This is a genomic window from Halobacterium salinarum DSM 3754, from assembly GCF_008124605.1.
In the GTDB taxonomy this organism is placed as follows: Archaea; Halobacteriota; Halobacteria; order Halobacteriales; family Halobacteriaceae; genus Halobacterium; species Halobacterium salinarum.
The window spans coordinates 240,547-265,604 of the sequence record NZ_VRYN01000002.1; the positions used below are offsets into that span (position 1 = coordinate 240,547).

27 protein-coding genes are annotated in these 25,058 nt (G+C 69.5%); 21 read left to right on the plus strand and 6 right to left on the minus strand.

Annotated features, from left to right (window positions below):
• Window positions 1–22: 22 nt before the first annotated feature.
• Window positions 23–1,144: a pyridoxal phosphate-dependent aminotransferase gene (locus APQ99_RS06360; protein ID WP_010902330.1), complete on the minus strand. Its 1,122-nt coding sequence runs from the start codon at window positions 1,142–1,144 to the stop codon at window positions 23–25.
• A gap of 233 nt (window positions 1,145–1,377) precedes the next feature.
• Here APQ99_RS06360 and APQ99_RS06365 point away from each other — a divergent pair, with 233 nt between their 5' ends.
• Complete coding sequence (locus APQ99_RS06365) at window positions 1,378–2,547, plus strand: MFS transporter (RefSeq protein ID WP_148265491.1); 1,170 nt, start codon at window positions 1,378–1,380, stop codon at window positions 2,545–2,547.
• Window positions 2,548–2,557: 10 nt separating this feature from the next.
• On the opposite strand, the gene APQ99_RS06370 is transcribed toward APQ99_RS06365, so the two are convergent.
• Window positions 2,558–3,304 (minus strand): proteasome assembly chaperone family protein, encoded by a 747-nt coding sequence (locus APQ99_RS06370; RefSeq protein ID WP_010902328.1) that lies wholly within the window; start codon window positions 3,302–3,304, stop codon window positions 2,558–2,560.
• Window positions 3,305–3,399: 95 nt separating this feature from the next.
• Here APQ99_RS06370 and APQ99_RS06375 point away from each other — a divergent pair, with 95 nt between their 5' ends.
• From APQ99_RS06375 to APQ99_RS06425, 11 genes are all read left to right on the plus strand, one after another.
• Complete coding sequence (locus APQ99_RS06375; protein ID WP_010902327.1) at window positions 3,400–4,311, plus strand: RsmB/NOP family class I SAM-dependent RNA methyltransferase; 912 nt, start codon at window positions 3,400–3,402, stop codon at window positions 4,309–4,311.
• On the plus strand, window positions 4,308–4,814 hold the full coding sequence (locus APQ99_RS06380; RefSeq protein WP_010902326.1) for a DUF7122 family protein: 507 nt from the start codon (window positions 4,308–4,310) through the stop codon (window positions 4,812–4,814). Before APQ99_RS06375 ends, APQ99_RS06380 begins: the two co-directional genes overlap by 4 nt.
• A gap of 52 nt (window positions 4,815–4,866) precedes the next feature.
• Window positions 4,867–5,250, plus strand: coding sequence for a hypothetical protein (locus APQ99_RS06385; protein WP_010902325.1), 384 nt, complete (start codon window positions 4,867–4,869; stop codon window positions 5,248–5,250).
• Between the two features lie 75 nt (window positions 5,251–5,325).
• Complete coding sequence (locus APQ99_RS06390) at window positions 5,326–5,979, plus strand: nucleotide exchange factor GrpE (RefSeq protein ID WP_010902324.1); 654 nt, start codon at window positions 5,326–5,328, stop codon at window positions 5,977–5,979.
• 39 nt (window positions 5,980–6,018) lie between these two features.
• Window positions 6,019–6,714 carry an alpha/beta fold hydrolase gene (locus APQ99_RS06395; RefSeq protein ID WP_010902323.1) on the plus strand — a complete coding sequence of 232 codons (696 nt, stop codon included), beginning with the start codon at window positions 6,019–6,021 and terminating at the stop codon, window positions 6,712–6,714.
• A 156-nt stretch (window positions 6,715–6,870) separates the two neighbouring features.
• Complete coding sequence (gene dnaK / locus APQ99_RS06400) at window positions 6,871–8,760, plus strand: molecular chaperone DnaK (protein WP_010902322.1); 1,890 nt, start codon at window positions 6,871–6,873, stop codon at window positions 8,758–8,760.
• A 75-nt stretch (window positions 8,761–8,835) separates the two neighbouring features.
• Entirely contained in the window at window positions 8,836–10,011 is a 1,176-nt protein-coding gene (gene dnaJ / locus APQ99_RS06405) for a molecular chaperone DnaJ (protein ID WP_010902321.1), read from the plus strand.
• 68 nt (window positions 10,012–10,079) lie between these two features.
• A complete protein-coding gene (locus APQ99_RS06410) occupies window positions 10,080–10,784 on the plus strand; it encodes a class I adenylate-forming enzyme family protein (RefSeq protein ID WP_010902320.1) in 705 nt (234 codons plus the stop codon).
• Window positions 10,785–10,929: 145 nt separating this feature from the next.
• Window positions 10,930–11,505 carry a GNAT family N-acetyltransferase gene (locus tag APQ99_RS06415; protein ID WP_012289164.1) on the plus strand — a complete coding sequence of 192 codons (576 nt, stop codon included), beginning with the start codon at window positions 10,930–10,932 and terminating at the stop codon, window positions 11,503–11,505.
• Entirely contained in the window at window positions 11,505–12,080 is a 576-nt protein-coding gene (locus APQ99_RS06420) for a GNAT family N-acetyltransferase (RefSeq protein WP_010902318.1), read from the plus strand. Before APQ99_RS06415 ends, APQ99_RS06420 begins: the two co-directional genes overlap by 1 nt.
• A 23-nt stretch (window positions 12,081–12,103) precedes the next feature.
• A complete protein-coding gene (locus APQ99_RS06425; protein WP_010902317.1) occupies window positions 12,104–12,493 on the plus strand; it encodes an NUDIX hydrolase in 390 nt (129 codons plus the stop codon).
• Here the strand turns inward: APQ99_RS06425 and APQ99_RS06430 are convergent.
• A complete protein-coding gene (locus tag APQ99_RS06430; protein WP_010902316.1) occupies window positions 12,490–14,460 on the minus strand; it encodes an AMP-binding protein in 1,971 nt (656 codons plus the stop codon). The two genes, APQ99_RS06425 and APQ99_RS06430, sit on opposite strands and share 4 nt — an antisense overlap.
• Before the next feature lie 91 nt (window positions 14,461–14,551).
• Between APQ99_RS06430 and APQ99_RS06435 the strand changes: the two genes are divergently transcribed.
• From APQ99_RS06435 to mce, 5 genes are all read left to right on the plus strand, one after another.
• Window positions 14,552–15,736, plus strand: a complete 1,185-nt coding sequence (locus APQ99_RS06435) for a LolA family protein (RefSeq protein ID WP_010902315.1) — start codon at window positions 14,552–14,554, stop codon at window positions 15,734–15,736.
• A 68-nt stretch (window positions 15,737–15,804) separates the two neighbouring features.
• Complete coding sequence (locus APQ99_RS06440; protein ID WP_010902314.1) at window positions 15,805–16,374, plus strand: GNAT family N-acetyltransferase; 570 nt, start codon at window positions 15,805–15,807, stop codon at window positions 16,372–16,374.
• Window positions 16,375–16,510: 136 nt separating this feature from the next.
• Complete coding sequence (locus APQ99_RS06445; RefSeq protein WP_010902313.1) at window positions 16,511–18,472, plus strand: methylmalonyl-CoA mutase family protein; 1,962 nt, start codon at window positions 16,511–16,513, stop codon at window positions 18,470–18,472.
• Window positions 18,473–18,525: 53 nt separating this feature from the next.
• Entirely contained in the window at window positions 18,526–19,476 is a 951-nt protein-coding gene (locus APQ99_RS06450) for an oxidoreductase (RefSeq protein WP_010902312.1), read from the plus strand.
• Window positions 19,477–19,514: 38 nt separating this feature from the next.
• Window positions 19,515–19,904 (plus strand): methylmalonyl-CoA epimerase, encoded by a 390-nt coding sequence (mce, locus tag APQ99_RS06455; protein ID WP_012289162.1) that lies wholly within the window; start codon window positions 19,515–19,517, stop codon window positions 19,902–19,904.
• Window positions 19,905–19,908: 4 nt separating this feature from the next.
• Here mce and APQ99_RS06460 read toward each other — a convergent pair whose 3' ends face one another.
• Window positions 19,909–20,487 carry an NUDIX hydrolase gene (locus APQ99_RS06460; protein ID WP_197535905.1) on the minus strand — a complete coding sequence of 193 codons (579 nt, stop codon included), beginning with the start codon at window positions 20,485–20,487 and terminating at the stop codon, window positions 19,909–19,911.
• Window positions 20,488–20,501: 14 nt separating this feature from the next.
• Entirely contained in the window at window positions 20,502–21,146 is a 645-nt protein-coding gene (locus APQ99_RS06465) for an FAD-dependent oxidoreductase (protein ID WP_010902309.1), read from the minus strand.
• A gap of 248 nt (window positions 21,147–21,394) precedes the next feature.
• On the opposite strand from APQ99_RS06465, the gene APQ99_RS06470 reads away from it, so the two are divergent.
• Window positions 21,395–23,143, plus strand: a complete 1,749-nt coding sequence (locus tag APQ99_RS06470; RefSeq protein WP_010902308.1) for a 2-oxoacid:acceptor oxidoreductase subunit alpha — start codon at window positions 21,395–21,397, stop codon at window positions 23,141–23,143.
• The gene (locus tag APQ99_RS06475; protein ID WP_010902307.1) at window positions 23,140–24,009 is read left to right on the plus strand and encodes a 2-oxoacid:ferredoxin oxidoreductase subunit beta; all 870 of its coding nucleotides are present in this window, start codon (window positions 23,140–23,142) and stop codon (window positions 24,007–24,009) included. Before APQ99_RS06470 ends, APQ99_RS06475 begins: the two co-directional genes overlap by 4 nt.
• A gap of 156 nt (window positions 24,010–24,165) precedes the next feature.
• On the opposite strand, the gene APQ99_RS12555 is transcribed toward APQ99_RS06475, so the two are convergent.
• Window positions 24,166–24,324 carry a hypothetical protein gene (locus tag APQ99_RS12555; protein ID WP_157849917.1) on the minus strand — a complete coding sequence of 53 codons (159 nt, stop codon included), beginning with the start codon at window positions 24,322–24,324 and terminating at the stop codon, window positions 24,166–24,168.
• 99 nt (window positions 24,325–24,423) lie between these two features.
• Here APQ99_RS12555 and APQ99_RS06480 point away from each other — a divergent pair, with 99 nt between their 5' ends.
• Together APQ99_RS06480 and APQ99_RS06485 are read left to right on the plus strand one after the other, a co-directional pair.
• Window positions 24,424–24,840: a DUF2178 domain-containing protein gene (locus APQ99_RS06480; protein WP_010902306.1), complete on the plus strand. Its 417-nt coding sequence runs from the start codon at window positions 24,424–24,426 to the stop codon at window positions 24,838–24,840.
• Window positions 24,837–25,037 (plus strand): helix-turn-helix transcriptional regulator, encoded by a 201-nt coding sequence (locus APQ99_RS06485; RefSeq protein ID WP_010902305.1) that lies wholly within the window; start codon window positions 24,837–24,839, stop codon window positions 25,035–25,037. Before APQ99_RS06480 ends, APQ99_RS06485 begins: the two co-directional genes overlap by 4 nt.
• Window positions 25,038–25,058: the final 21 nt, after the last annotated feature.

A 25,058-nucleotide genomic window follows, 5' to 3' on the forward strand; every position in this document is an offset into this window, starting at 1 on the left:
GGGGGGCGGCGGCGTGAGCGGGTTACTGGACGGCAGCCGTCGCCGCGCGCATCACGTCGATGGCGTCCCGCAGCGTCGCCATGTCCGTGGCGTACGAGATGCGGGCGGTGCCCGCGCCGTGGTCGCCGAACGCCGACCCGGGGACGACGACGACGCCGCGGTCGACGACCTCGTCGATCCAGCCGTCGGGCACCGTCGGCATCGCGTAGAACGCGCCCCCGGGAGTCGGGACGTCGAGACCCATGGCTTCGAGGCCGTCCAGCAGGACGTCCCGGCGCGCCTCGAAGGCCGCCACCATCTCGTCGACGACGCCTTGGGGGCCCGAGAGCGCGGCTTCGGCGGCGTACTGGGCGGGGGCGCTGGCACACGCCTGGACGTACTGGTGGACGCGAAGCATGCGCTCGGCGCGGCGCTCGCTGGCGGCGACCCAGCCCAGCCGCCAGCCGGTCATCGAGTACGTCTTCGAGCAGGCGTTCACCACGACGACGTTGTCGGTGTCGGCGAACTCCATCGGGGAGCGGTGTTCGCCCTCGAAGACGATGTGTTCGTAGACCTCGTCGCTGATGCAGAGCACGTCGTGTTCGTCGGCGATGCGCGCGAACGCGCGCATGTCGGCGGGCGACTGCACGGCACCGGTGGGGTTTGCCGGCGAGTTCACGACGAACGCGGCCGTGTCGTCGGTGATGTGGTCCTCGACGGTCTCGGGGGCCAGCGTGAGGTCGTCGCGCAGCGGCAATCCCACGGGGTTGCCGCCGGCCATGCGTGTGAGCGCGTCGTAGGAGACGAACCCGGGGTCTGGGAACAGCACCTCGTCCCCGGGGTCGACGTGGGCTTCCATGGCGAGGTGCAGCGCCTCGCTGCCGCCGGCCGTCGCGATGACGCCCGCCGGCGCGACGTCGACGCCCTGGTCGCGGGCGTGCTTCTCGACGATGGCGTCGACCAGCGCCGCCGTCCCGCGGTTGGAGGTGTAGCCGTCGGCCGCGCCGGATTCGATGGCGTCGACCGCGGCCTGCCGGGCGTGGTCGGGCGTGGGGAAGTCGGGCTGGCCGAGGCCGAGGTTGATGGCGTCCTCGCCGGCCGCCTCGAACACCGCCCGGATGCCGCTGATCGAGACCTGGGCCACGCGGTCGGAGAACTCCGTCATACCACAGACGGGGGCGCGGTCCCTGATAACTGTTGGCGACCGACCGCCCGGGCGGTGCAAGCACTGCCCGGGAATGTCGAAAATAATAGCGGAGAATAGCGCTCCCAACAAAACAGTAACCTACCCGTTCGTAGGCTTCTCAGAGCGTATGCGACACGTATGCCATGGTACCGCGAGCACACATGTATAATCTTTCCGGGAGCTTATTGGGGCCGAGTCCGTCCCCACATGGGATGGGTTTTCGAGACTTTCATCCGGCCGTTCTTGCGACCGCGCTTGCAACGTTCATCGCCTTTCTCGGCATCGGTGTTGTCGACCCGATTCTGCCAAGTATCGCGAAGGAGCTGGGCGCCGACCACTTCATGGTGATGTTCCTGTTCACGAGCTATCTGCTGGTGACCGGGCTCGCGAACCTCGTGGCGGGCACGCTGGCCACGCGCATCGGCAGCAAGAACACGATGCTCGTCGGCATCGGGATCGTCGCCGTGTTCGCCGGCGGCTGTGCGCTCGTCTCCTCGGTGGAGTCGATGGCCGTGCTGCGTGGCTTCTGGGGGCTGGGCAACGCCCTGTTCACCACCACCGCGCTCGCCATCATCGTGGGCGTCTCAGCCGGGAACAGCGGCCGCGCGATCACCCTGTACGAGGCCGCCCTCGGCTTCGGGATCGCCTGTGGGCCGCTCCTGGGCGGGTTCCTGGGCGCGCAGTCCTGGCGGCTCCCGTTCGCCGGGACGAGCGTCCTGATGCTGCTCGGGTTCGTCTTCGTCGCCACCACCGTCACGGAACCGGACACGGAGGGCCGCGAGGGCGTGCGCGCGCTCATCGGGACGTTCCGTCACACCGGCGTGCGAACGAACGCGATCGTCGGCATGCTCTACACCTACGGGTTTTTCACCGTGCTGGCGTACACGCCGCTGGTGCTTGAGGGGTTCACAACGATGCAGATCGGGCTGGTGTTCTTCGCGTGGGGACTGCTCGTGATCGTGGGGTCCGCGGTCCTCGCGCCGCGGCTGAACGCGCGGTTCGGAACGCCGGAAGTGGCTAGCGCGGCGCTGACCGCCTTCGCGGCGCTGCTGTGCCTGATGTGGCTGGTCAGTTCCCCGATGGTGTTGGCCGGGCTCGTGGTCACCGCCGGCCTCGCGTGTGGGCTCCTGAACGCGAACCTGTCGACGCTCGCAATGGGGATCTCCACGCACAGCCGGCCGTCCGCCTCGGGCGCGTACAACAGCCTGCGGTTCACCGGCGGCGCGTTCGCGCCGATCGTCGCGGGCTACATCGGCGGGAACTACGGAGCGGCGCTGCCGTTCCTGCTGGGCGCGGCCGTCATCACGCTGGGCCTCATCGTGTTGCTGGCGCGGTTCAGCGCGTTCACGTTCGCCACGCCGGACGCCGTCGGCGATCACTGACTGCCCCGGGCTACTGGAACATCCGCAGGGGTTTGGCCTGCGTCGATTCGTGTTCGTCGGCGTGCTGCATCTGTTCGGCGAGCTGTTCTTTCTGCGAGCGAATGTCCGCGGCGCGGTCGACGAGATCGTCGGTCGGCACGCTGACCTCCACGAGCGGTTCGATGGCGTGATCGATGAGGCGGCGTGCGCCCGCCGGGTCGGGAAACTGCGGATCCGATTCGACCACGAGGGCGGCGGCGTCCAGTTGGCGCTGGGTGGCGGCGGTCATGAGCGCGCCGGTCGGCCCGCCGATGACGCCGCGCTCGGGCGGCGTTCCGATGTCCAACGCTGCGATGCGCTCCGGGAGCGCCCCGGACCCGATCCCGAACACGGTGGGGAGGTCGCCGAGCTCGTGGTCGTCGCTGGGCAGCCCGCTGAGGTAGACGGGCGTGACGTCGTGGTGGTCGATCCAGCCGGTGACGCAGTCCGCGAACTCGGTGCCGTTGTTGCGGGAGATCGGAACGTCGCCCTGGAGCGCCAACAGCCCCCGGGACTCGTCGGCGTAGATCCGCACCGGCGGGGTGGCCGCGTGGCTGTCCTCGGTGTAGACGGTGACCTGGGGGATCGCCGCACAGGACACGCTTCCGACGCAGGACATATCGAAGACGTCGATGATGTGGTCGGTGGCGATCTTCCCGACGAGCCCGACGCCGGGCAACCCCTCGATGAGAACGGGGTCCTCGATGTCGAACGCCGTGTGCGTGGTTACGCTTCCCATGGGCGTGCGGTTCGCGGGAGGGACTCATAAACCCGGGGGCGGCGACCGCCACGCGAGCGCAAGCCACAAGCCGGCGTCACGCCTACCCGCGAGCAATGGACGCGCTGTCGCGGTACGAGCCGATCATCGACGACTTCGAGGGGTTCCTGGCGGCGTGCGAGCGCCCGCTGCCGACGACCGTTCGCGTGAACCCGCTGGCAGTGACCCCCGACCGCGCCGTCGAAGCGCTGGCTGCCGAGGGGGTGGCAGTGGACCGCCGGGAGTGGCACCCGGGCGTGCTGGAGGTGGACACGAACAAGCCGGGGAACACGTGGCCGTACGTCCACGGCTGGGTGCACGGCCAGGAGGAGGTGTCCTGCGTGCCGCCTCGCGTGCTCGACCCCGAGCCCGGCGACGTGGTGTGGGACGCGTGTGCGGCCCCCGGGGGGAAGACCGCACAGATCGCCGCCGAGATCGACGACGACGGCCTGGTGGTGGCCAACGACGACAACCTCGGGCGGTTGTCGGCGCTGCGCGGGAACTGCGACCGCCTGGGCGTGACGTCGGCGGCGGTGACGAACACGGACGCGCGGCGCGCGACCCTCGATGCGTTCCCCGACGTGGCGGCGGTCGACGCGGCGCTGGTGGACGCGCCCTGCAGCTGTGAGGGCACGATCCGGAAGAACGCCGACGCGCTGGACGGCGCGGGGGCGTCCGCGAGCCGGAGTCTCGGCCGGCTGCAGGCGGACATCCTGGCGCGCGCCGTCGCGCTCACGCGGCCCGGCGGTACCGTGGTGTACTCGACGTGCACGTTCGCCCCCGAGGAGAACGAGGCTGTGGTGGACGAGGTGCTTGGCCGCACCGACAGCCGCCTGGTCGAGTTCGACGTGGGGCTGGCGTCGGCGCCGGGTCTGACCGAGTGGGGCGACGCGTCGTACGACGACAGCCTGGCGCGCGCGCAGCGATACTACCCCCATCACAACGACACCGGCGGGTTCTTCGCCGCGAAGCTGGAGGTGACGGCATGACCGACAACGACAGCCAGACGTTCGGCCGGCTGCCCGCAACGGACGCCGAGCGCAGCGTGGCGGGCCGCCCCACTCGGGCGGCGGTCGTGGACTGGTGGACCGACCGCTTCGGGGTGCCGCGGACGATCTTCGAGTCGTACACGCTCTGGGAGAAAGGCGCGGGGAAGGTGTGGGCGCTGCCGTTCGATCCGGGGGCACCCGTGCCCGTGGAGGCGCTCGGGTTGACCGTCCTCCGGACGCGCCAAGAGCACTGGAAGCCGACGACGATCGCCGCCCAGCGGTTCGGCCGCGAGGCGACGCGCAACGTGTTGCGGCTGGACGAGCGCGATCAGGCCGCCGCGTTCCTCGCCGGCGAGGAGCAGGAGATCGCGTGGGACGGCGACTGGGGGTACGTGATCGCCGCCCACGAGCTCACCGGCCGCCTGGAGCCCATCGGCGTCGGGCTGTACACGTACGGCACGCTGCAGTCGATGGTGCCGAAGGGGCGGCGCCGCGAGTTCTGAGTGCCCCGGCGGATGGCAGAAGGTTCTTGCAGTGCGCGTGGCATCACCGGGTATGGATCGGCGGACGCTGCTGGGGCGGGCGGTCGCTGGACTCACAGCGTGTGTGTCCCTGTCGGTGGGTGCGGGGTGTCTCGGGGACGGCCAGGAGGAGTCGGTGTTGGCTGTGACCGGGCGGAGCTTCGAGCGCGGCGAGAACGACACGCTGGTGTATCGGGTGACAGTGTCGAACCCCAGCGACCGGTCGGGGAACGGGCAGCTGTACGTGAACACGGAGTTGAACGGGGCCGAACGGACGCGAACGACCGGCGTCTCGGTGCCGGCGCACGCCACGACGACCGTCGCGTTCGCGTACAACGTGACCTACGGGGAGCTCTCGGAGTCGGTGTCGCCGTCGGTTGACCTCCGGGAAGGCGAGCCCACCGAGACCGACGCGTGATACAGCGCCCGCCCAGGGGCGGCCGTGCTGACGCATCCCGAAATCCGTAAACCGGCGGGGCTCCCTCTGAGGGGTATGAGCGATCACGCCGAGCACGCCGCCGATGCGGCGGACACGGACGCCCCGGAGGGAGACGACGCGGGCGGCGACGACGGCGAACAGGCGGGCGACGACGGCACCAGCGCGCTCAGCGAGCGCGTGCGGGCGCTGGACGCCGACAACGCCGACGCGCTCGCCGACGACGTTGCGGCGTTGGAGGCGCGCGTGGAGACGCTGACCGACGAGTTGGCCGACGCCGAGGACGAGGTCGCGGACCTCACGGAGCGCGTGCAGACGAAGCAGGCGGACTTTAAGAACTACAAGGAGCGCGCGAAGCGCAAGCAGGAGGAGATCCGGGAGCGCGCCACCGAGGACCTCGTGGAGCGGCTGCTTGACGTTCGTGACAACCTCGACCGGGCGCTCGATCAGGAGGAGTCCGAGAGCGACGAGGACGGCATCCGCGAGGGTGTGGAGCTGACCCGCGACGAGTTCGACCGCGTGCTGGAGACCGAGGGCGTGACCGAGATCCGGCCGGAGCCCGGCGACAGCGTGGACGCGGCCCGCCACGAGGTGATGATGCGGGTGGACAGCGACCAGCCGGCGGGCACCATCGTGGACGTGTACCGGCCGGGGTACGAGATGTCCGGGCGGGTTGTGCGCGCCGCCCAGGTCACGGTCAGCGAGGAGTAAGCGGACACTGTTTTGCGGCCCGGGCTCGTGGCGGAACGCATGGAGATCTCCGTGCACGGCGACGGCGACGACCGGGAGCCGGTGTTGGTCGTGTTGGGGTGGGGCAACCACCCCGGTCAGGCGAACGTTGCGTGGTTGATCGACGGGCTCGTGGCCGCTGGCTGGGAGGTGCATGCGGCGACGCTCCCGACCAACGCGTCGTCGTTCGAGCGCGCGTACATGCGGCCGTTGGCGTCGTACGTGGCGGACCGGACGTTCGACGCGGTGGTGGCCCACAGCCTGGGCGGGCTGGTGACCGCGACCCTCGACTGGGACGTGCGTCGGGTGTATCTCAGCCCGTGGTGGGGCGTCCGGGAGGGCGTGCAGTCGGCGGTGTTCCGGGCGCTGGCGGCGCTACCGATGAGCCGCCCGTTGGTGCCGGCCGCCGGGTCGGTCGGCGACATCAGCGAGCCGACGCCCCGGGAGACGACCCGGTTATCCCCGACGTTCGTCCGGGAGGTGCGGCGCGCGCAGGCGTCGCTGCCGGCGTTCAGGCCGGACAGCACCGTGTTCTGCTCGCTGACGGATGCCATCGTGTCCGTGGCCGCGATCGGCGAGCGGACCCCGGCGGCGAACCTCCGGGTGTACGACGGCGGCCACGAGTTCTTCTCCTCGACCGGGCGGGCGGCCGTGCTCGATGACGTGATCGCGGCGCTGCGCGGTGGCCCCGCGGCGGTGGCCGGGGCATCCACATAATGGTGCCGTGGTGGCCGCCGGGTGGGCGGGCGCGAAACCGACCCCCGGGATCGCGGTCGGGAGCCAAAACCAGGCAACAGCGACGGGATGGCCTGTTCTCGGCGTCGGTCGCACTAGCAAGGCTTAAACAGAAAACGCTCCGTACTGTCGGGTAACATGGCGAGCGAGAAGATTCTGGGAGTCGACCTCGGCACCACGAACAGCGCGTTCGCTGTGATGGAAGGCAGCGACCCCGAAATCATCACGAACGAAGAAGGCGACCGCACCACGCCGTCGATCGTCGCCCACGACGACGGCGAGTTGCTGGTCGGCAAACCCGCGAAAAACCAGGCGGTACAGAATCCCGATCAGACCATCGCGTCGATCAAGCGCCACATGGGCGAGGAGGACTACACGGTTGCCCTCGGCGACGACGAGTACACGCCCGAGGAGATCTCGGCGCGCATCCTCCAGAAGATCAAACGCGACGCCGAGGAGTATCTCGGCCAGGACGTCGAGAAAGCCGTCATCACGGTGCCGGCGTACTTCAACGACCGCCAGCGCCAGGCGACCAAGGACGCCGGCGAGATCGCGGGCTTCGACGTCGAGCGCATCGTCAACGAGCCGACGGCCGCGTCGATGGCGTACGGCCTCGACGAGGACCGCGACCAGACCGTGTTGGTCTACGACCTCGGTGGCGGGACGTTCGACGTGTCGATCCTGGACCTGGGCGGCGGCGTCTACGAGGTCGCAGCCACGAACGGGGACAACGACCTCGGTGGCGACGACTGGGACCACGCCATCATCGACCACCTCGCGGACAACTTCGAGAACGAGCACGGGATCGACCTGCGGGAGGACCGCCAGGCGCTCCAGCGACTCACGGAGGCCGCCGAGGAAGCCAAAATCGAGCTGTCGAGCCGGAAGGAGACGACGGTCAACCTGCCGTTCGTCACGGCGACCGACTCCGGGCCGGTACACCTCGAACAGGACATCACGCGTGCGACCTTCGAGAGCATCACCGAGGACCTCATCGAGCGCACGGTCGGCCCGACGGAGCAGGCCCTCGAAGACGCCGGCCTCTCGAAAAGCGACATCGACGACGTGATCCTCGTCGGCGGGTCCACGAGAATGCCACAGGTCCAGGCGCAGGTCGAGGACCTCGTCGGCCAGGAGCCGAAGAAGAACGTCAACCCCGACGAGGCGGTGGCGCTCGGCGCGGCCGTCCAGGGTGGCGTGCTCTCCGGGGAGGTCGACGACATCGTGTTGGTGGACGTGACGCCGCTGAGCCTCGGCATCGAGGTCAAAGGCGGGCTCTTCGAGCGGCTCATCGAGAAGAACACCGCGATCCCGACGACCGCGTCGAAGGTGTTCACGACGGCCGCCGACAACCAGACCAGCGTCCAGATTCGAGTGTTCCAGGGCGAGCGCGAGATCGCCAGCGAGAACGAGCTGCTGGGGGACTTCCATCTCACGGGCATCCCGCCGGCGCCCGCGGGTACGCCACAGATCGAGGTCACCTTCGAGATCGACGCCGACGGCATCGTCAACGTCGAAGCCGAAGACCAGGGGTCGGGCAACGCCGAGTCCATCACCATCGAGGGTGGGGCCGGGCTCAGCGACGAGCAGATCGACGAGATGCAGGAGGACGCCGAGGCGCACGCCGAGGAGGACGAGCAGCGCCGCCGCCGCATCGAGGCGCGCAACGAGGCCGAAACGGCGATCCAGCGCGCCGAGAGCCTCCTCGAGGAGAACGAGGAGCTCGTCGACGAGGACCTCGAAGCGGACGTGAACGACGCCATCGACGACGTCCAGGCGGTGCTCGACGAGGACGAGCCGGAGATCGACGCCCTCGAAACGGCCACCGAGGAGCTCAGTGACACCCTCCAGGAGATCGGCAAGCAGGCCTACCAGCAACAGCAGGACGCCCAGGCCGGCGCGGCCGGCGGCGCTGGCGGCATGGGTGGCATGGGCGGCATGGCCGACGGCCCCGGCGGGGCGGCCGACGCCGACGGCGACGACGAGGAGTACGTCGACGCGGACTTCGAGGACGTCGACGAGGAGTAACGCCACGGGCACAGTGCCCGCCGCGGTTGTAAGCGGTCACTTCAAGTGTCTCAACTGGGTACATGTCGGTAACGGATGAGTGAGGACTTCTACGACGTCCTGGGTGTGAGCCGGGACGCGACCGAGGACGAGATCATGCAGGCGTACCGGGACCAGGTTTCGGAGTACCATCCCGACGTCAGCGACGACCCGGACGCCGAGGAGAAGTTCAAGAAGATTCAGAAAGCCAAGGACGTCCTCACCGACGAGGAGACACGCCAGCAGTACGACCAGCTCGGCCACGAGCGCTTCGAGGAGGCCGAGAAGCGCGGCGCAACCGGGAACGGTGGCGGCGGCGCTGGCGGGATGGGCGGTGCGGGTGGCCCGTTCGGTGGCGGCATGGGTGGTGGTGCCGGCGGTGGTATGGGCGACATCTTCGAGCAGTTCTTCGGCGGCGCTGGCGGTGGCGGCGGTCGCGGGCGGTCCGGCCCGGAGCAGGGCCGCGACCTCCGGACGGACCTCACGGTCACGCTGTCGGAAGCCTACCGGGGGGTGTCCAAGCAGGTGACCGTGCGGCGGCCCGAGAGCTGTGCGGACTGTGGGGGAAGCGGCTACCCGGAGGACGCCGACGTGCGCACGTGCCCGCAGTGTGACGGGCAGGGCGTCGTGACGCAGGTGCGCCAGACGCCGCTGGGCCGCGTCCAGCAGCGCCAGGAGTGTTCGCGCTGTGGCGGCGAGGGGGAGTTGCACTCGGAGACGTGTTCGACCTGTGGCGGGCAGGGCCAGACCCGAGAGCGCGCGACGCTCACGGTGGACATCCCGGAGGGCATCCGGACCGGGCAGACGCTGCGCATGGACGGCGAGGGCGCGCCGGGCGAACCGGGCGCGCCCAACGGTGACCTGCTCGTCGACGTCACCGTCGAGGAGCATCCCGACTTCGAGCGCGACGGCGACGACCTCCATCACCGCCACGCCGTCTCGTTCCCCCAGGCGGTGTTCGGCGCGGAGATCGAGGTACCGACGCTCGACGGCGCTGCGACGTTCGATCTGGACGCCGGCACGCAAAGCGGGGAGACGTTCCGGCTCAAGGGCAAGGGGATGCCGCGGCTGCGCCGCCGCGGCAACGGGGACCTCTACGTCACCGTTCAGGTGGTCACGCCGGAGTCCCTCAGCGACGAGCAACGCGACGCCCTCGAACAGTTCGCGGAGGCGGGCGGCGAGGAGATCGACGTCGAGCAGGGGTTCTTCGAGAAGCTCAAAAACTCCTTTTAGCCGGCCGGCTGTCGCCCGCGGGGCGGCGACGCGTCAGTTGTAAGCCAGCGGCGACCCCAGATCCGGGCATGGAGACAGTCGCCGATGTCGTCGCGACGCTGGATGACCCGGCACAGCCGGTGCTCCGGCACGCGCGCCCGATGGACGCGCGGACGACGCGAAACCGAGTGTACAAGACGGGGAACGCGCTCCGGCATCGTGGGGTTCGGGTGGACGCGGGCGTGGCGATCCTGGACGCGCCGACGCCGGAGGCAGTCCAGACGTTCCTGGGAGCGTCGCTGCTCGGCGCGACCGTGGCGTTCGGCCCGGAACCGGTCGTGGATGCGCGCGTGCTGGCGGGGCCGACGGCTGACCTCGGCGCGTACGACCTGCCCGCGGGAGGCCAGCGCGTCGGGTGGGGCGAGCCGCCAGCGGACCCGTCGTGGATGTATTTCGAGCGCGACGTCTGGAGCGAGAACCCCGCGTTCCCCGAGCCCGAGATCGACGCCGACACGACGCTGTTGGCGGCCGGCGGGGCGACCCACCGGGAGGTGGTGGCCGCCGCCGAGCGCGTGGCCAGCGAGCGATACGACAGCCACGACGCGGTCGCGGTGCGCGCGCCGCTGTCCGACCCCGGCACCGTCGTGGCGGGCGTCGTTGCGCCGCTGCTCGCGGGCGCAACGGTCGTGTTGCCACCCGAGGGCGGCGAGGGCACGGTCGCCGTCGCCGCGGCCGACGCGGATGCAGTGCCCGAGGCCGACGTGGTGTCGCCCGGGAGCGCCGCGCCCAACTGAGCGTCGGCGAACTCGGAACCACTATATGCGGCGACGGCGACGCGAGTGGTATGTCAGAAAGTGTGATTGGACAGGGTTGCGGTGGACCCCCACCAGGGGGACGCCGTCCGGACGCAACCGCACTGCTGGCGGAGGTGGCTCGGTGATGCCGGGGCCGATCCTGGAGGTCAGTGACGACACCGACGATCTCGTGTTGCGGACGGTTGAGCGCGACGACGCGGCGTTCGTGCAGCGGGCGTTCGCCGACCCGTACGCGCGCTGCGCGCTGCACGTGGGCACCCACAAGAGCGAGGCCGAGGTCGAGACGTTCATCGAGGAGGAGGTCGAGGACGACGGCAACGCGGCCTACATTGCGTGCGTCGATGCGGAGGATGCGCCGTTCGACCATCCCGACGCGGCGGAGACGACCGCCGTGGCGTTCCTGTACGTCAGACACGTCGATCACGACCAGCCCACGGTGGTCTGCTGGGTGCCACCCGAGCACCGCGGCGCGGGACACGCTGGGCCGGCGCTCGAACTCGGATTGGACGCGCTGTGGCGGGTGTCCGACGTCCACACGGTCGGCGCGAGCGTGGTCAGCGTCGACGAGTTCACCAGGGACCTGGTGTCGGCGGTCGGGTTCACCGAGGAGGCGCGCAACCGCGAGGCACAGTTCGTGGACGGCGCGTACCGCGACGAGATCCACTACGGGCTGCTCCGCACGGAGTGGGAGGCGCAGTGATGCCGGGGCCGATTGTCACCGAGGGCGACCGCGTCACGCTGCGCACGGTGGAGCGCGACGACGCCGCCCACCTCCAGCGGTCCTGCACGGACCCCCGCATCCGGCATTCGCTGGGATCGGTCCACCACCGGTCGCGCGAGCAGCAGGCGGACGGCATCGAGCACTGGGTCGAGGACGACGGATCCGTCGTCGCGGTCGTCTGCGTCGACGACGAGGACGCGCCGCCCGGCCAGCCTGCCGCCGACGAAACCACGCCCATCGGGTCGTTCAGCGCGCGCCACGTCGACAGCGATCGTGCGTGGCTGGCGTACTGGTTGCGCCCCGAGTACACGGGCTCGGGCTACGGGCGTGACATGGCGACGACGGGCATCGACTACGTGTTCGCGCAGTACGGCGTCCACAACGTGTCGGCGGCGGCCTACGACTTCAACGAGGCGTCCCGCGGGCTGCTGGCGGCGATGGGGTTCACCGAGGTGGGCCGCCGCCGCGAGGCGCGGTACATCGACGGCGGGTACGCCGACGAGGTGTGGTACGACGTGCTGCGCCGCGAGTGGACCGCGGACCGCGAACGATAGCTCTTTTTTCCGCGGGGGCGAGCATGCGGGTAGTGACTGACACGCGCGCTGCCTGCCTCGTTCGCCGCGATGCAGAACTGTTGGTCGTCGAAACGGTTGGGTCGTCCGGGGGCCGCGTCTACCGGCCGCCGGGTCGCGCCGTCGGCGCGGACGACACGCCCGAGGACGCAGTGACTGCCACCTTCGAGGACATGCTTGGCGTGGCGCTGGAGTGGGTGGCGCCGATCGGGTCCTTCGATGGGACGGTGGTCTTCGAGGCGGACCTCGGGGCGGTGTGGCCGTACACCGAGGAGGGGTTCACCGTGTACGATCCGGACACCGGCGACACGACCCGCCTGGCGTGGCTGCACCGTGATGACTTCCGGAAATACGGCGAAACGATCGAGCCCGAGGGGCTGCTGGCGGAGCTCTAGGTCGCGTCCCGGAGCGCGTCCAGCACCGCAGGGTTCTCGATGCTGGAGCGGTCCGTGACGTCCGCCCCGGTGTACGCGCTGGCGACGGCGCGGCGCACGAGCTTCCCGGACTGGGTTTTCGGCAGGTCGTCGACGAACACCACCTCCCGGGGCCGGAACGGTTTGCCGTGGGCGTCGCCGACGTGGTCGCGCAGTTCCGCGCGCAGCTCCGCGCTCGGGGTGGCGGCGTCGGCGAGGATGACGTACGCGATGGCGGCCTCACCGGTGGTGTCGTCGGGCACTCCGACGACGGCCGCCTGTGTGACGGCGTCGTGGTCGATGAGCGCGCCCTCGACCTCCGCCGGGCCGACTTTGCGGCCGGCGACGTTGATGGCGTCGTCGGCGCGCCCGTGGAGGAACCAGTCGCCGTCGGCGTCCATCTGCGCCCAGTCGCCGTGGTTCCAGACGTCCTCGAAGCGCGACCAGTACGCCTCCAGGTAGCGGTCCTCGCCGCTCCAGAGGCGCCGCGTCATCGACGGGCTGGACGACCGCGCGACGAGGTAGCCGCGCTCGTTGGCGTCCCGAACGGAGGTGCCGTCGTCGTCGACGATGTCGATGTCCATGCCGAGCCCGGGGCCGCCGAGCGTGCAGGGTTTCAGCGACTCCGTCGGCAGCGGCATGAGGAAGCAGCCGAACACTTCCGTGCCGCCGGAGATGTTGATGATCGGGGTGTCACCGCCGCCGACGTGGTCGTAAAACCACCGCCAGGACTCGGGGTCCCAGGGCTCGCCCGTCGACCCCAGGATGCGCAGCGAGGAGAGATCGTGGCCGGCGACGTGCTCGTCGCCGTGGTCGCGCAGTGCACGGATCGCCGTCGGGGAGACGCCGAACTGGGTGATGCCGTGGTCCTCGATGAGCTGCCAGAAGCGGTCGGGGGCGGGGTGGTCGGGGGCGCCCTCGTACATCACGATGGTGCCGGCGAACGCGTGGTTCCCGATGAGCGACCACGGCCCCATCATCCAGCCGATGTCGCTCACCCAGCAGAACCGGTCGCCGGGCCGCTGGTCGAACCCGAAGTGGATCTCCTTGGCGGGTTGGACGAGCGCGCCGGCGTGGGTGTGGACGATGCCTTTCGGTGTTCCCGTCGTCCCCGAGGAGTACAACAGCATGCACGGATCGCTGGCGGCCATCGAGTGCGTCTCGAACGTCGGGGACTGGGTGGCCACGGCGTCGTCCCACCACTCGTCGCGGGGCGTCCAGGACAGCGAGTCCGCGGGGATGCCGAGGCGGTCGTAGACGATGGTGTGGTCGACGTGGCCGGCCCGCTCGATGGCGTCGTTGAGGGTGTCCATGAGCGTGACGCGGTCGCCCCGCCGCAGGAAGCCGTCGCCCGTGAACACCACCGAACACTCGGCGTCGGCGATGCGCGTGGCGGTGGCCTCGACGCCGAACCCGGAGAAGATGGGGACGGCGATCGCGCCGATCTTGAAGATGCCGTAGAGGATGCTCTGGACTTCCGGGACCATCGGCATGTAGAGGCCCACCGTGTCGCCCTCGCCGATGCCGCGCTCAGCAAGGGCGTTGGCCACCCGGTTGGCCTGCTGGTGGAGGTCGTGGTAGGTCTGTTGGCGGACCGTGCCGTCCTCGCCCTCCCAGATGCAGGCGACGTGGTTGCGGGTGCCGGCGTCGACGCTGGCGTGGCGGTCGACGGTGTTGTGCGCGACGTTCAGTTCGGCGCCCGGATACCACGCCGTGGACTGGGGGTCGTCGGCGTCGTCGCGGACGGCGTCGTAGTCTTCGAAGAACTCCAGGCCGAGATACTCCGGGAGTTCCCCCCAGAACCAGTCGAGATCAGTGGTGCTGCGCTCGCGGAGCGCGTCCACGTCGTCGATGTCGTGGGCGGTCATGAACTGGGCGACGTTCGTCGACGACGCGAGCGCAGGGTCCGGTTCGTGGACGACCGTGCCGACTCCGTCGAGTGAATCCATGCCGGGGCCGACACAGCGAACGTGCAAGAATCTTTGCAGTAGGTTTCAGTCGGGACGCAACCACTAAGACGTGGCCGCGTGAAACCACGCTATGTTTGAGGGGCGACTGTGGACACGCCTGCTGGTCGGTGGGCTCGTCGCCGTTGCCGTTCTCGCCGGTGGCGCCGTGATCGGGATGACTGTCTTGGGCGGGACGCAGTCGGGTGCCGGCTCACCGCGGATCGGCGCGAACGCCAGCGGGGCGTACGCCGGGATCGACGGCGTCAACGCGACCCGCGAGAAGGTCGTTCACCGGGGCTCGGAGACGTATCGGTCCGTCGCCAGGGTGTCCCTGCGGCCGGGCACCGATCAGCGCCGGATCACGATCCGGGAGACGACCAGCCGCCGCCACGAGACGATCGTGGAAAACGACTCCGTGATGACGATGTACGACCGTGACACCGGGGTCGTGCGGCGGTTCGAGCCGGCCGGGACGACAGACCCCCGGACGTTCGGGGATCGCGTCGAGCGGTTGTTCGAGCGAGTGAACGTCACCGACAGGACCGCATCGGCGACAGCCGACGGCGTCTCGCCGCTGCCGGTCGTTCCCGTGGACACGGCCCGCCGAGCCACCGGCGCCAGTCACACGGCCACACTGAGGCTCACCTACGACGGGACGACCACAGTCAGCGGCCGGTCGGTCTACGTGTTGCGGCTGAGCGCCACGGGTGACGTGGGGGCTGCGTTCGAACAGACGCTGTGGGTCGACACGGAGCGGTTCTTCCCGGTGCAGCGACAGACCTCCTGGGTTGCCAACGGCGAGCCCGTGACGGCCAGAACGACCTACAGCGATATCACCTTCGACCCGGGGGTCACCGACGACACGTTCACGTTCTCTGCGCCACCGAACACCACAGTGAAGACGTACGACACCCCCAACCGGACGGTGTACCCGTCCGCACAGCGGCTGGCGGCGGCGACCGAGGCGAGCGTCCCCGAGCCGGCGACGCCGGGGTCGCTGCGGCTGGTTGCGGCGACCGAGACGACGGGCCGCATCCACGGCGTGGGCCTGCGGTACGCCAACGACACCGCGAGCGTCACGGTCGCGAAATACGACCGGACGTATCCGGTCACCGGTGACCGTGAGATCCGGGTCGCCGGACGGAACGCCGCGGTGGCTGTCGGGCCGACGACGAGCATCTCGTGGAACTGCGCGACCTATCGGTACACCGTTCGGGGGAGTGGCGTGTCACTGGAGACGCTGCGGGAGGTCGCTGCGTCGACGGCCTGCGGGTAGCCGACCGCGCGGTGTCGCTCGGGACCCCCCAGCAAACGCTTTTGACGTGTGGCACACAACTGCGTGGTATGCACACGCGGGACGCCAAAAACCACGAGGAGGTGTGGTTGCTCGACCGGCTCGACGACTACGGCTTCGAGGACCCGGCGTTCCGATCCCGGGACTACGTGCTGGCAGTCGACGAGGCGACGAACGAGCGTGCGGGGTTCGCGCGCTTCCGCGTGCACACACCGGACGACACCGCGCGGGTCTGTGAGTTCACGAACATCGGCGTGCTCGACGACTGGCGGGGGCGAGGCGTGGGGGCCCATCTGCTCGCATACCTCGTCGCGGACGCCCGCGAGCAGGGGATCGAGGAGGCGTACGCGCTGACCGACGAGCCGGCGTACCTCGACCAGTTCGGCTTCGAGCGCGTCGACGAAGCCGAGCTACCGCCGCCGCTGGGCGACCGGCTGGCCGCGACCCGGGAGTCCCAGCCCGACGCCGAGGCGCTGTGCGTGGCGTTCGACGCGTTCGAGGTGCCCGAGCGGCTCCAGCGGCGCTTCGCCGGCGACGACGGCAGCGACGACGCCGACGCAGGCGAGGACTTCGGCATCGACTCCGACACCGCGACGTACAAGTACGACACCGGTGGGTGACGGCGGCACAGCCCACAAGAGACGCCCCAGCACGCTGCGACCGCCGGGACGTGACCGACTCGCCGGGCTCGCGTGCTGTCCCGTGGCGCTCCAGTTCACCGTCGCTGGCGTGTTCGACGGCAGCAGCTTCCCCGCCATGCTCGTTGGCCGGCCGCCGACCCGGCGTTTCGCGGCTGACCCGCCGGGGCGCGACCGCGACGGCTACCGCGAGGACGTCTACGACGCGGTCGCCGAGCAGGTCGCGCGCTACAATTCCGACGCGCCCGTCGTGCTGGGCCTCGACTGGGGGCACACCAACCCCGTCGCGCCGCTCCCGCTCGGTCGCGAAGTCACTGTCGACCCCGGAGCGCAGCGGGTCGTCGTCCGGGAGGAACGTACAAGGATTAAGACGGCGTCCGCCGTCCGTCGGGGTATGTACGACGAGGACGACCTCGCGGCGATTCGGGACGGCCGCGAGGACTGGGAAGAGGAGACACTGGGGCCGACGCTGGACCGCTTCGGGGAGCGCAAGGAGTCCTTCGAGACGGACACGGGCGGGCAGTCCGTCGACCGGCTGTACACGCCCGACGACGTCGCCGACCGCGACTACGACGCGGACATCGGGTTCCCCGGCGAGGAGCCCTACACGCGGGGCGTCTACCCGACGATGTACCGCGGGCGGCTGTGGACGATGCGCCAGTACGCCGGCATGGGGACCGCGGCCGAAACCAACGAGCGGTTCAACTACCTGCTCGACGAGGGCCAGACGGGGCTGTCGATGGCCTTCGACCTGCCCACCCAGATGGGGTACGATTCGGACGCCACGATGGCGCAGGGTGAAGTCGGGAAATCCGGCGTCGCCATCGACACGCTGGCGGACATGGAGACCGTCTTCGACGGCATTCCGCTGGACGAAGTCAGCACGTCGATGACCATCAACGCGCCCGCCAGCGTCCTGCTGGCGATGTACATCGCGGTGGGCGACCAGCAGGGCGTCGACCGCGAGGAGCTGCGGGGCACCATCCAGAACGACATCCTCAAGGAGTACATCGCGCGCAACACCTACATCTTCCCGCCGGAGCCGTCGATGCGGGTCATCACGGACATCTTCGAGTTCTGCGCCGCGGAGACGCCGAAGTTCAACACCATCTCGATTTCGGGCTACCACATCCGCGAGGCCGGCGCGACAGCCGCCCAGGAGATCGCGTTCACGCTCGGCGACGGCATCGAATACGTCCAGACCGCCCTCGACGCCGGCCTCGACGTCGACGAGTTCGCGCCCCAGCTCTCGTTTTTCTTCAACGCGCACAACAACATCCTCGAAGAGGTCGCGAAGTTCCGGGCGGCCCGCCGGATGTGGGCGACCATCATGGAGGAGCGCTTCGATGCGCAGAACCCCAAGAGCAAGCAGCTGAAGTTCCACACGCAGACGGCGGGCTCGACGCTGACCGCCCAGCAGATCGACAACAACATCGTGCGGGTCGCCTACCAGGCGCTGGCCGCAGTACTGGGGGGAACCCAGAGCCTGCACACGAACGGGAAAGACGAGGCGCTGTCGATCCCCACCGAGGAGTCGGTGCGGACCGCGCTGCGCACCCAGCAGATCCTCGCCCACGAGTCCGGCGCGGCGGACACCATCGACCCGCTGGCGGGCAGCTACTACGTCGAAGGACTCACCGACGACATCGAGGCCGAAGCCCAGGCGATCCTGGACGAGGTCGACAGTCGGGGTGGGATGCGGCGCGCCGTCGAAGACCAGTGGGTCCAACGCCAGATCCAGGACGTGGCGTTCGACCGCCAGCAGGAGATCGAGGAGAAAGAGCGCGTCATCGTCGGTGTCAACGAGTTCGAGGTCGACGACGAGGAGCCCGAGGCCGACATCGAGGAGGTCACTGCGGACGACGAGCGCCGCCAGATCGAGCACCTGAACGACGTGAAAGGCGACCGGGACAGCGAGGCCGTCGAAGCCGCGCTCGCGGACCTGCGGGCGGCCGCCGCGGGCGACGAGAACGTGATGCCGTATATCGTGGCCGCGGTCAAGGCGTACGCCAGCGTGGGCGAGATCTGCAACACGCTGCGGGACGTGTTCGGCGAACACCAGCCCGGGGCAGCCCTCTGAGGACGCCGCCACCACCACCGTGAGTTTTCCCGCTGGCCGCCGACCGTGGCGGTATGAGCAGCGATGACGCGTGGACGGCGGCAGCGCTCCCCGATCAGTCCGGCCGGCGGGTGGTGGTGACGGGCGCGAACAGCGGCCTCGGCTTCGAGGCCACGCGGGCGTTCGCTCGGGCTGGCGCGCACGTCGTCATGGCGTGCCGGAGCACCGAACGCGGCGAGGACGCCCGCGACGACATCGTGGCAGAGCTCCCGGGGGCGTCGCTGACAGTGCACGAGCTCGATCTCGCGGCGCTTGATTCGGTGGCGGCGTTCGCCGACTGGTTCACCGCGGAGTTCGACAGCCTGCACGTGCTCGCGAACAACGCCGGGGTGATGGCGATCCCGCGCTCGGAGACCGCCGACGGCTTCGAGACGCAGTTCGGCGTCAACCACCTGGGGCACGTCGCGCTCACCGCCGGGTTACTGGGCGTGCTCCGGCGGACCAGCGGCGAGACGCGCGTGGTCACGCAGTCGTCGGGCGCACACCGGCGCGGCCGGATCGACTTCGAGGACCTCCAGCACGAGGCCGAGTACGGCAAGTGGGAGGCCTACAGCCAGTCGAAGCTCGCGAACCTCCTGTTCGCGTACGAACTCGACCGGCGGCTGCGGGCGGCGTCGGCGAGCGTGACGAGCGTTGCCTGCCATCCGGGGTACGCCGCGACGAACCTCCAACTCCGCGGTCCGCAGGCGGCGGGGTCGCGGCTGCGGCTGCTCGCGATGCGGGCCGCGAACGCGCTCGTCGGCCAGAGCGCCGAGCAGGGCGCGTGGCCGCTGCTGTACGCCGCGACTAACCCGAGCATCGACGGCGGTGAGTACATCGGACCCGGCGGCGTCCTGAACATGCGCGGTCACCCCGAGCGCCAGCAGCCGAGCGCCCGGTCGCGCGACGAGGACACCGCGCGCCGCCTCTGGACGGTCTCCGCGGACCGCACCGGCGTCGACTTCGACCTGCCGGACCCCGCGTAGTCGGTGGCTTGATGAGTGCCCGCGGGCCACCTGCGAGTATGCACGTGGACCACGTCGGCGTCGCCACCGAGGACGCCGCGGACCTGGGCGAACTGTACACGGCGCTGCTGGGCGCGCCGGTCGCGCACGAGGAGGTCTTCGACGGACTGCACACGGTTTTCCTCGATCTCGGGGGGGACGGCTACGTCGAACTCCTCGAACCCGTCGACGAGGACACGACCGTCGGCCGGTATCTGCAGCGCACCGGCGGCGGCATCCATCACGTCGCGTTCGCCACCGACGACATCGAGGCCGCGCTGGAGACCGCCCGCGACGCGGGCGTCGACCGCATCGACGAGGAGCCGCGGGCCGGGGCCTGGGGCCACGACGTGGCCTTCCTACACCCCAAGGACACCGGCGGCGCGCTCATCGAGTTCGTCGAGCACTGACCGGTCAGTGCTCGCTCACTGCGTCCCGTTGCTGGACGTCGGGGTCGGTGACGAATCCGGCGGCGTTGGCCGGCGGGTCGTCGAACCACGCCACTTCGAGGATCTCTTCGTCGGCGTCGTCCCAGCGGTCAGGGTACCGGCCAGCGTCTCCGCCGGTGTACGTCGCCGTGAAGAACACCGACAGCAGGTAGCCGCGGCGCTCGGGGTCCTCGCGGTGGACGAACCGGCGGCGCTTGGCCTGCCAGACGCCCGTGAGTTCGCACTCGACGCCGGCCTCCTCCCAGACTTCCCGGACCGCCGTCTCCGCGAACGTCTCCCCGGGTTCGTGGCCGCCACCCGGGAGCACCCACTTCTCGGGGTCCCCAGGATGTCGAATGAGCAGGACGCGGCCGTCGGTGTCGGTCACGCGTGCGCCCGCACTGCCGCGACCACCGGCCGCGACGAGTTCGCGCCCGTGTGCGAACAGCGCCGGGTCGTTCTCGACAGTCTCGGTGTGGCACGGGAACGGGCCGTGGGCGTCGCGGAGGCGGTCGAGTCGCTGGTCGACCGCGCGCCGACTCCTGACGCTGATTGGTGTCGACACGGCAGCCCCTCGGTTCACGGCTCGGGGCCGAAGCTCTCGACTTTCACGGCGTCGGTGTCGAAGCCTTCTGCCTCCAGCGCGTCGGTGGCGGCACCGCAGAACGCCGCAAAGCCGTAGACGAACGCGGCCTGATCGGACGCATCGGCCAGCGTCGCGACGGCGTCCTCGAACGCGTCGGTGACGACGAGCACGTCCGCGCCCGCGTCCGAAAGCGCGGCGAGCCGGGGTTCGTGGACGGGGGCCTCGTCCTGATAGACGAGCGCGACCTCGGCACCGGCGTCCATCGCTCGCTCGGCGATGGCGACGGCGGGGCCGACGCCCGGACCGCCCGCGAGCAGCAACACGGAGGGCTCGCCCTGGTAGTAGTCCTCGCCGAACGGGCCTTCGACAGTGACCTCGTCGCCGGGGTCGCGGCCCGCGAGCCACGGGCCGAGCACGCCGTCGGGAGCCACGTCGACGGTGACCTCGAAGGTGTCGGCCACGGTCGGCGATGACAGCGTGTAGTATCGCCCCTCCGTTTCGCCGTCCTCGAACTCGCGGACGACGCGCACGAACTGTCCGGGTTCGGCGGTGAACCCTGCCGGGGTTTCGAACGTGACTGCGATGGCGTCCGGGCCGACGTCGTCGACCGCCTGCACTGTGACCGGGGTTTCGTCCATACGTGTGTCTGGTGGGCCACTCACCTAACCCGTTCGTTTCGGGACACCGACAGTCGGCCGCCAGATGTCACACCAGCAACTTCCGGGGTTCACGGTTCGGCGTCACACACCACGTGGTCGTACACGCCTGTGGGACCCGAGCACACGTACGTCCAGTTTCGCGATGCGTGCCAGCGGGTCCGTTGCATTCCAGCCGGGAGACGCCTTCAGAAGCCTTTTTGCTGGCGGCCCGGGTAGCCCGTAACGACATGCACGACGACCTGAACTGGGCCATCGGCGGGGAGGCCGGCGATGGAATCGCGTCCACCGGCAAGATCTTTGCGCAGGCGCTGTCGCGCGCCGGCCGGCACGTGTTCACCTCGAAGGACTTCGCATCACGAATCCGAGGTGGGTACACTGCCTACAAGGTCCGTACGTCGGTCGACCAAGTACAGAGTGTAGTCGACCGCCTCGACATCCTCATCGCGCTCACCGAACGCACCGTCGACGAGAACCTCGATGAGCTGCACGCGGACTCCATCATCATCTACGACGGCGACCGCACCGAGTTCGCCGACTTCGAATCCCCCGCGGAAGTCACCGGGCTCGACATCCCGCTGAAGGACCTCGCCGAGGACGCCGGCGGCGCGATCATGCGGAACATCGTCGCCCTGGGCGCGGTCTGTGCGGTCGCGGACTTCCCCATCGAGAACCTCGACGAATCCCTCGAAAAGCGGTTCAGCGGGAAGGGCGAACAGATCATCGAGAACAACAAGCAGGCGGCCCGCCTGGGTGCCGAGTACGTCGCCGAGGAGTTCGAGGACGTCACGCTCCCCTACGAGCTGGAGACCACCGACGAGGACTACGTCCTCCTGAACGGCGACGAGGCGATCGGCATGGGCGCAATCGCGGCCGGCTGCCGGTTCTACGCCGGCTACCCCATCACCCCGGCGACGGACGTCATGGAGTACCTCACGGGCCGCATCGAGCAGTTCGGCGGCCACGTCGTCCAGGCCGAGGACGAACTCGCGGCGATCAACCTCGCGCTGGGTGCGGCGCGCGCCGGCGCGCGATCGATGACCGCGACCTCCGGGCCGGGCATCGACCTGATGAGCGAGACGTTCGGCCTGGTCGCCACCAGTGAGACGCCGCTGGTGATCGCGAACGTGATGCGGTCGGGCCCCTCGACGGGGATGCCGACCAAGCAAGAACAGGGCGACCTGAACATGATGCTGAAAGGCGGCCACGGCGAGATCCCGCGGTTCGTCGTCGCGCCCACGTCGGTCGCGGAGTGCTTCCACAAGACCGTCGAGGCGTTCAACCTCGCGGAGAAATACCAGCTCCCCGTCTACGTCACCGCGGACCTCTCGATGGCGGTCACCGAGCGCACGTATCCGCCCGAGGAGTTCGACATGGACGCGGTCGAGATCGAGCGCGGGAAGCTCGTCGACGAGGACGAGATCTCCGCGTGGCAAAACGACACCGAGCAGTTCCGACCCCACGCCGACACCGCCGACGGCATCAGCCCGCGCGCCGTGCCGGGCACCGAGGGCGGCGTTCACATGTCCACGGGCCTGGAGCACGACGAACTCGGTCGCCGCACCGAAGACACGGACGTGCGCGTCGACCAGGTCGACAAGCGCTACCGGAAAGTCGACACCGCCCGCGAGCGCGAGCAGTTCGACTACCGCGAGTTCGGCGACAGCGACGCCGACAACCTCGTGGTCTCGTGGGGGTCGAACGAGGGCACCATCGTCGAAGCCCTGGAGTACCTCGACGGCGACGACGACCCCGACATCCGCGTGGTGTCGGTGCCGTACATCTACCCGCGGCCCGACCTCACCGACGAGGTCGAAGCCGCCGACGACGTCGTCGTTGTCGAAGCCAACGCCACCGGCCAGTTCGCCGACGTGATCGAGCACGACGTGCTCGAGCGCGTCACACGCATCAACAACTACACCGGCGTCGATTTCAAAGCGGACGAACTCGCCGCCGAAATCACGGAGTCCCTCGCATGAGCTCAGAGAACGTTCGATTCACCGACTTCAAGTCAGACAAGCAGCCGACGTGGTGTCCGGGATGCGGTGACTTCGGCACCATGAACGGCATGATGAAAGCGCTCGCGGAAACCGGCAACAGCCCCGACGACACGTTCGTCGTCGCGGGCATCGGGTGCTCGGGGAAGATCGGCACGTACATGCGGTCGTACGCGCTCCACGGCGTGCACGGACGCGCGCTCCCCGTCGGCACCGGCGTGAAGCTCGCGAACCCGGACCTCGAAGTGATGGTGGCGGGCGGCGACGGCGACGGCTACTCGATCGGTGCCGGCCACTTCATCCACGCCGTCCGGCGGAACGTCGACATCACGTACGTCGTGATGGACAACCGCATCTACGGGCTGACCAAGGGCCAGGCGTCCCCGACCAGCCGGTCGGACTTCGAGACGTCGACCTCGCCGGACGGCCCGAAGCAGCCGCCGGTGAACCCGCTGGCACTGGCGATGGCTGCGGGCGGCAGCTTCATCGCACAGAGCTTCTCCTCGGACGCGCTGCGTCACCAGGAGATCGTCCAGGAGGCCATCGAACACGACGGGTTCAGCCTCGTCAACACGTTCTCCCCGTGTGTCACGTTCAACGACGTCGACACCTACGACTACTTCCGGGACAGCCTCGTGGACCTCAGCGAGGACGACGACTACGACCGCCACGACTACGACCAGGCCAAAGACGCCATCCTCGACGCCGGCAAGGAGTACCTCGGCGTGCTCTACCAGGACGAGGACTCGACGCCGTACAGCGAGGCCCACGGCGTCACCGAGAACATGGCCGAACTCCCGGACGGCGCGCCCGACGGCGCCACCGATCTCGTCCGCGAGTTCTACTAGTCCCGATTTACTTCGCCGGATCGCCTCCGGCGACCTCTCCTCGCGAAACTGCGATAAGAACTCCCTGCTCGCTCCGTCCCGCCGCTCGTGGTGAACGGTGCGCTCATCCCGTTCGCGCGCCGATGCTTCGCCGACCGGCTCCCACGTCTCAGTGCGTCAGTGGGACTTCCAGACCGGCCAGTAGCGGACTTGGAGCGCGTTCCGGAGGCTGTGGATCGGGTCGAGGCCGGCATCCGGACCATCGGCTGGTTCGAAGTGTTCGGCGAGGTGTCCGGGTGGCGTCACCGGCCGCTGTCGGTCGTCGACCGGTCGCACGTGCAGAGATCCACCGTGCAGGCACGAGGGCTGCCAGGGGCCCGCTGAGAGGAAACCTACAAGCCACCCGGGAGTAAAGCACGCGTTACGATCGTGTCTATGAGCGACCGCGGGTCGACCGGGACGGGGCGACTGGCGAAGGTCCGGCGGTACCGGCGGCTGATGTACGCGTGCATCGGCGTCGGCGTCGGCGGGTTCATCGTTGCCGCGGAGTTCGACTACCCGCTGGCCGGACTCGTGGTGTACTGGGCGGGCATCCTCGGCTCCCTCGCAGTCTGGAAGGGGACCTCCGTCACGCTGTACGACGAGCGCGACCTCGACCTGGAGCGCCGGGCGAGCCTGCTCACACTCCAGATTGCGGGCGTCGTGGGTCTACTGGCGATGACCACGCACGTCGTCGTTGACCAGATGCCGTCGGTGGACGTGCCCGAGGAGTTCGTCGGTGGCTTCCTCACCATCTCGGCCCTGTTCATCGTCTACGGCGTCGTCTACACGGCCATTCGCTACCGACGATGAGAAACCACGTGCGCGAACGCCGCGGCGAGGCCGACTTGAGTCAGGCCGACCTCGCGGCCGCCGTCGGGGTCACTCGGCAGACCATCAACGCCATCGAGCGCGACCGCTACGACCCCAGCATCGAACTCGCGTTCAAGCTCGCGGACTTCTTCGACTGCCGGATCGAGGACCTCTTCGACCCCGAACTCGACGGGTAGCGAAGGCGGCAGCGCTGCTCG

What these genes read in the sequence shown, in the direction of transcription:
- APQ99_RS06360 (WP_010902330.1), bottom strand. Translation starts at nt 1,144, where the DNA reads ATGACGGAGTTCTCCGACCGCGTGGCCCAGGTCTCGATCAGCGGCATC.
- APQ99_RS06365 (WP_148265491.1), top strand. Translation starts at nt 1,378, where the DNA reads ATGGGTTTTCGAGACTTTCATCCGGCCGTTCTTGCGACCGCGCTTGCA.
- APQ99_RS06370 (WP_010902328.1), bottom strand. Translation starts at nt 3,304, where the DNA reads ATGGGAAGCGTAACCACGCACACGGCGTTCGACATCGAGGACCCCGTT.
- APQ99_RS06375 (WP_010902327.1), top strand. Translation starts at nt 3,400, where the DNA reads ATGGACGCGCTGTCGCGGTACGAGCCGATCATCGACGACTTCGAGGGG.
- APQ99_RS06380 (WP_010902326.1), top strand. Translation starts at nt 4,308, where the DNA reads ATGACCGACAACGACAGCCAGACGTTCGGCCGGCTGCCCGCAACGGAC.
- APQ99_RS06385 (WP_010902325.1), top strand. Translation starts at nt 4,867, where the DNA reads ATGGATCGGCGGACGCTGCTGGGGCGGGCGGTCGCTGGACTCACAGCG.
- APQ99_RS06390 (WP_010902324.1), top strand. Translation starts at nt 5,326, where the DNA reads ATGAGCGATCACGCCGAGCACGCCGCCGATGCGGCGGACACGGACGCC.
- APQ99_RS06395 (WP_010902323.1), top strand. Translation starts at nt 6,019, where the DNA reads ATGGAGATCTCCGTGCACGGCGACGGCGACGACCGGGAGCCGGTGTTG.
- dnaK (WP_010902322.1), top strand. Translation starts at nt 6,871, where the DNA reads ATGGCGAGCGAGAAGATTCTGGGAGTCGACCTCGGCACCACGAACAGC.
- dnaJ (WP_010902321.1), top strand. Translation starts at nt 8,836, where the DNA reads ATGAGTGAGGACTTCTACGACGTCCTGGGTGTGAGCCGGGACGCGACC.
- APQ99_RS06410 (WP_010902320.1), top strand. Translation starts at nt 10,080, where the DNA reads ATGGAGACAGTCGCCGATGTCGTCGCGACGCTGGATGACCCGGCACAG.
- APQ99_RS06415 (WP_012289164.1), top strand. Translation starts at nt 10,930, where the DNA reads ATGCCGGGGCCGATCCTGGAGGTCAGTGACGACACCGACGATCTCGTG.
- APQ99_RS06420 (WP_010902318.1), top strand. Translation starts at nt 11,505, where the DNA reads ATGCCGGGGCCGATTGTCACCGAGGGCGACCGCGTCACGCTGCGCACG.
- APQ99_RS06425 (WP_010902317.1), top strand. Translation starts at nt 12,104, where the DNA reads ATGCGGGTAGTGACTGACACGCGCGCTGCCTGCCTCGTTCGCCGCGAT.
- APQ99_RS06430 (WP_010902316.1), bottom strand. Translation starts at nt 14,460, where the DNA reads ATGGATTCACTCGACGGAGTCGGCACGGTCGTCCACGAACCGGACCCT.
- APQ99_RS06435 (WP_010902315.1), top strand. Translation starts at nt 14,552, where the DNA reads ATGTTTGAGGGGCGACTGTGGACACGCCTGCTGGTCGGTGGGCTCGTC.
- APQ99_RS06440 (WP_010902314.1), top strand. Translation starts at nt 15,805, where the DNA reads ATGCACACGCGGGACGCCAAAAACCACGAGGAGGTGTGGTTGCTCGAC.
- APQ99_RS06445 (WP_010902313.1), top strand. Translation starts at nt 16,511, where the DNA reads ATGCTCGTTGGCCGGCCGCCGACCCGGCGTTTCGCGGCTGACCCGCCG.
- APQ99_RS06450 (WP_010902312.1), top strand. Translation starts at nt 18,526, where the DNA reads ATGAGCAGCGATGACGCGTGGACGGCGGCAGCGCTCCCCGATCAGTCC.
- mce (WP_012289162.1), top strand. Translation starts at nt 19,515, where the DNA reads ATGCACGTGGACCACGTCGGCGTCGCCACCGAGGACGCCGCGGACCTG.
- APQ99_RS06465 (WP_010902309.1), bottom strand. Translation starts at nt 21,146, where the DNA reads ATGGACGAAACCCCGGTCACAGTGCAGGCGGTCGACGACGTCGGCCCG.
- APQ99_RS06470 (WP_010902308.1), top strand. Translation starts at nt 21,395, where the DNA reads ATGCACGACGACCTGAACTGGGCCATCGGCGGGGAGGCCGGCGATGGA.
- APQ99_RS06475 (WP_010902307.1), top strand. Translation starts at nt 23,140, where the DNA reads ATGAGCTCAGAGAACGTTCGATTCACCGACTTCAAGTCAGACAAGCAG.
- APQ99_RS06480 (WP_010902306.1), top strand. Translation starts at nt 24,424, where the DNA reads ATGAGCGACCGCGGGTCGACCGGGACGGGGCGACTGGCGAAGGTCCGG.
- APQ99_RS06485 (WP_010902305.1), top strand. Translation starts at nt 24,837, where the DNA reads ATGAGAAACCACGTGCGCGAACGCCGCGGCGAGGCCGACTTGAGTCAG.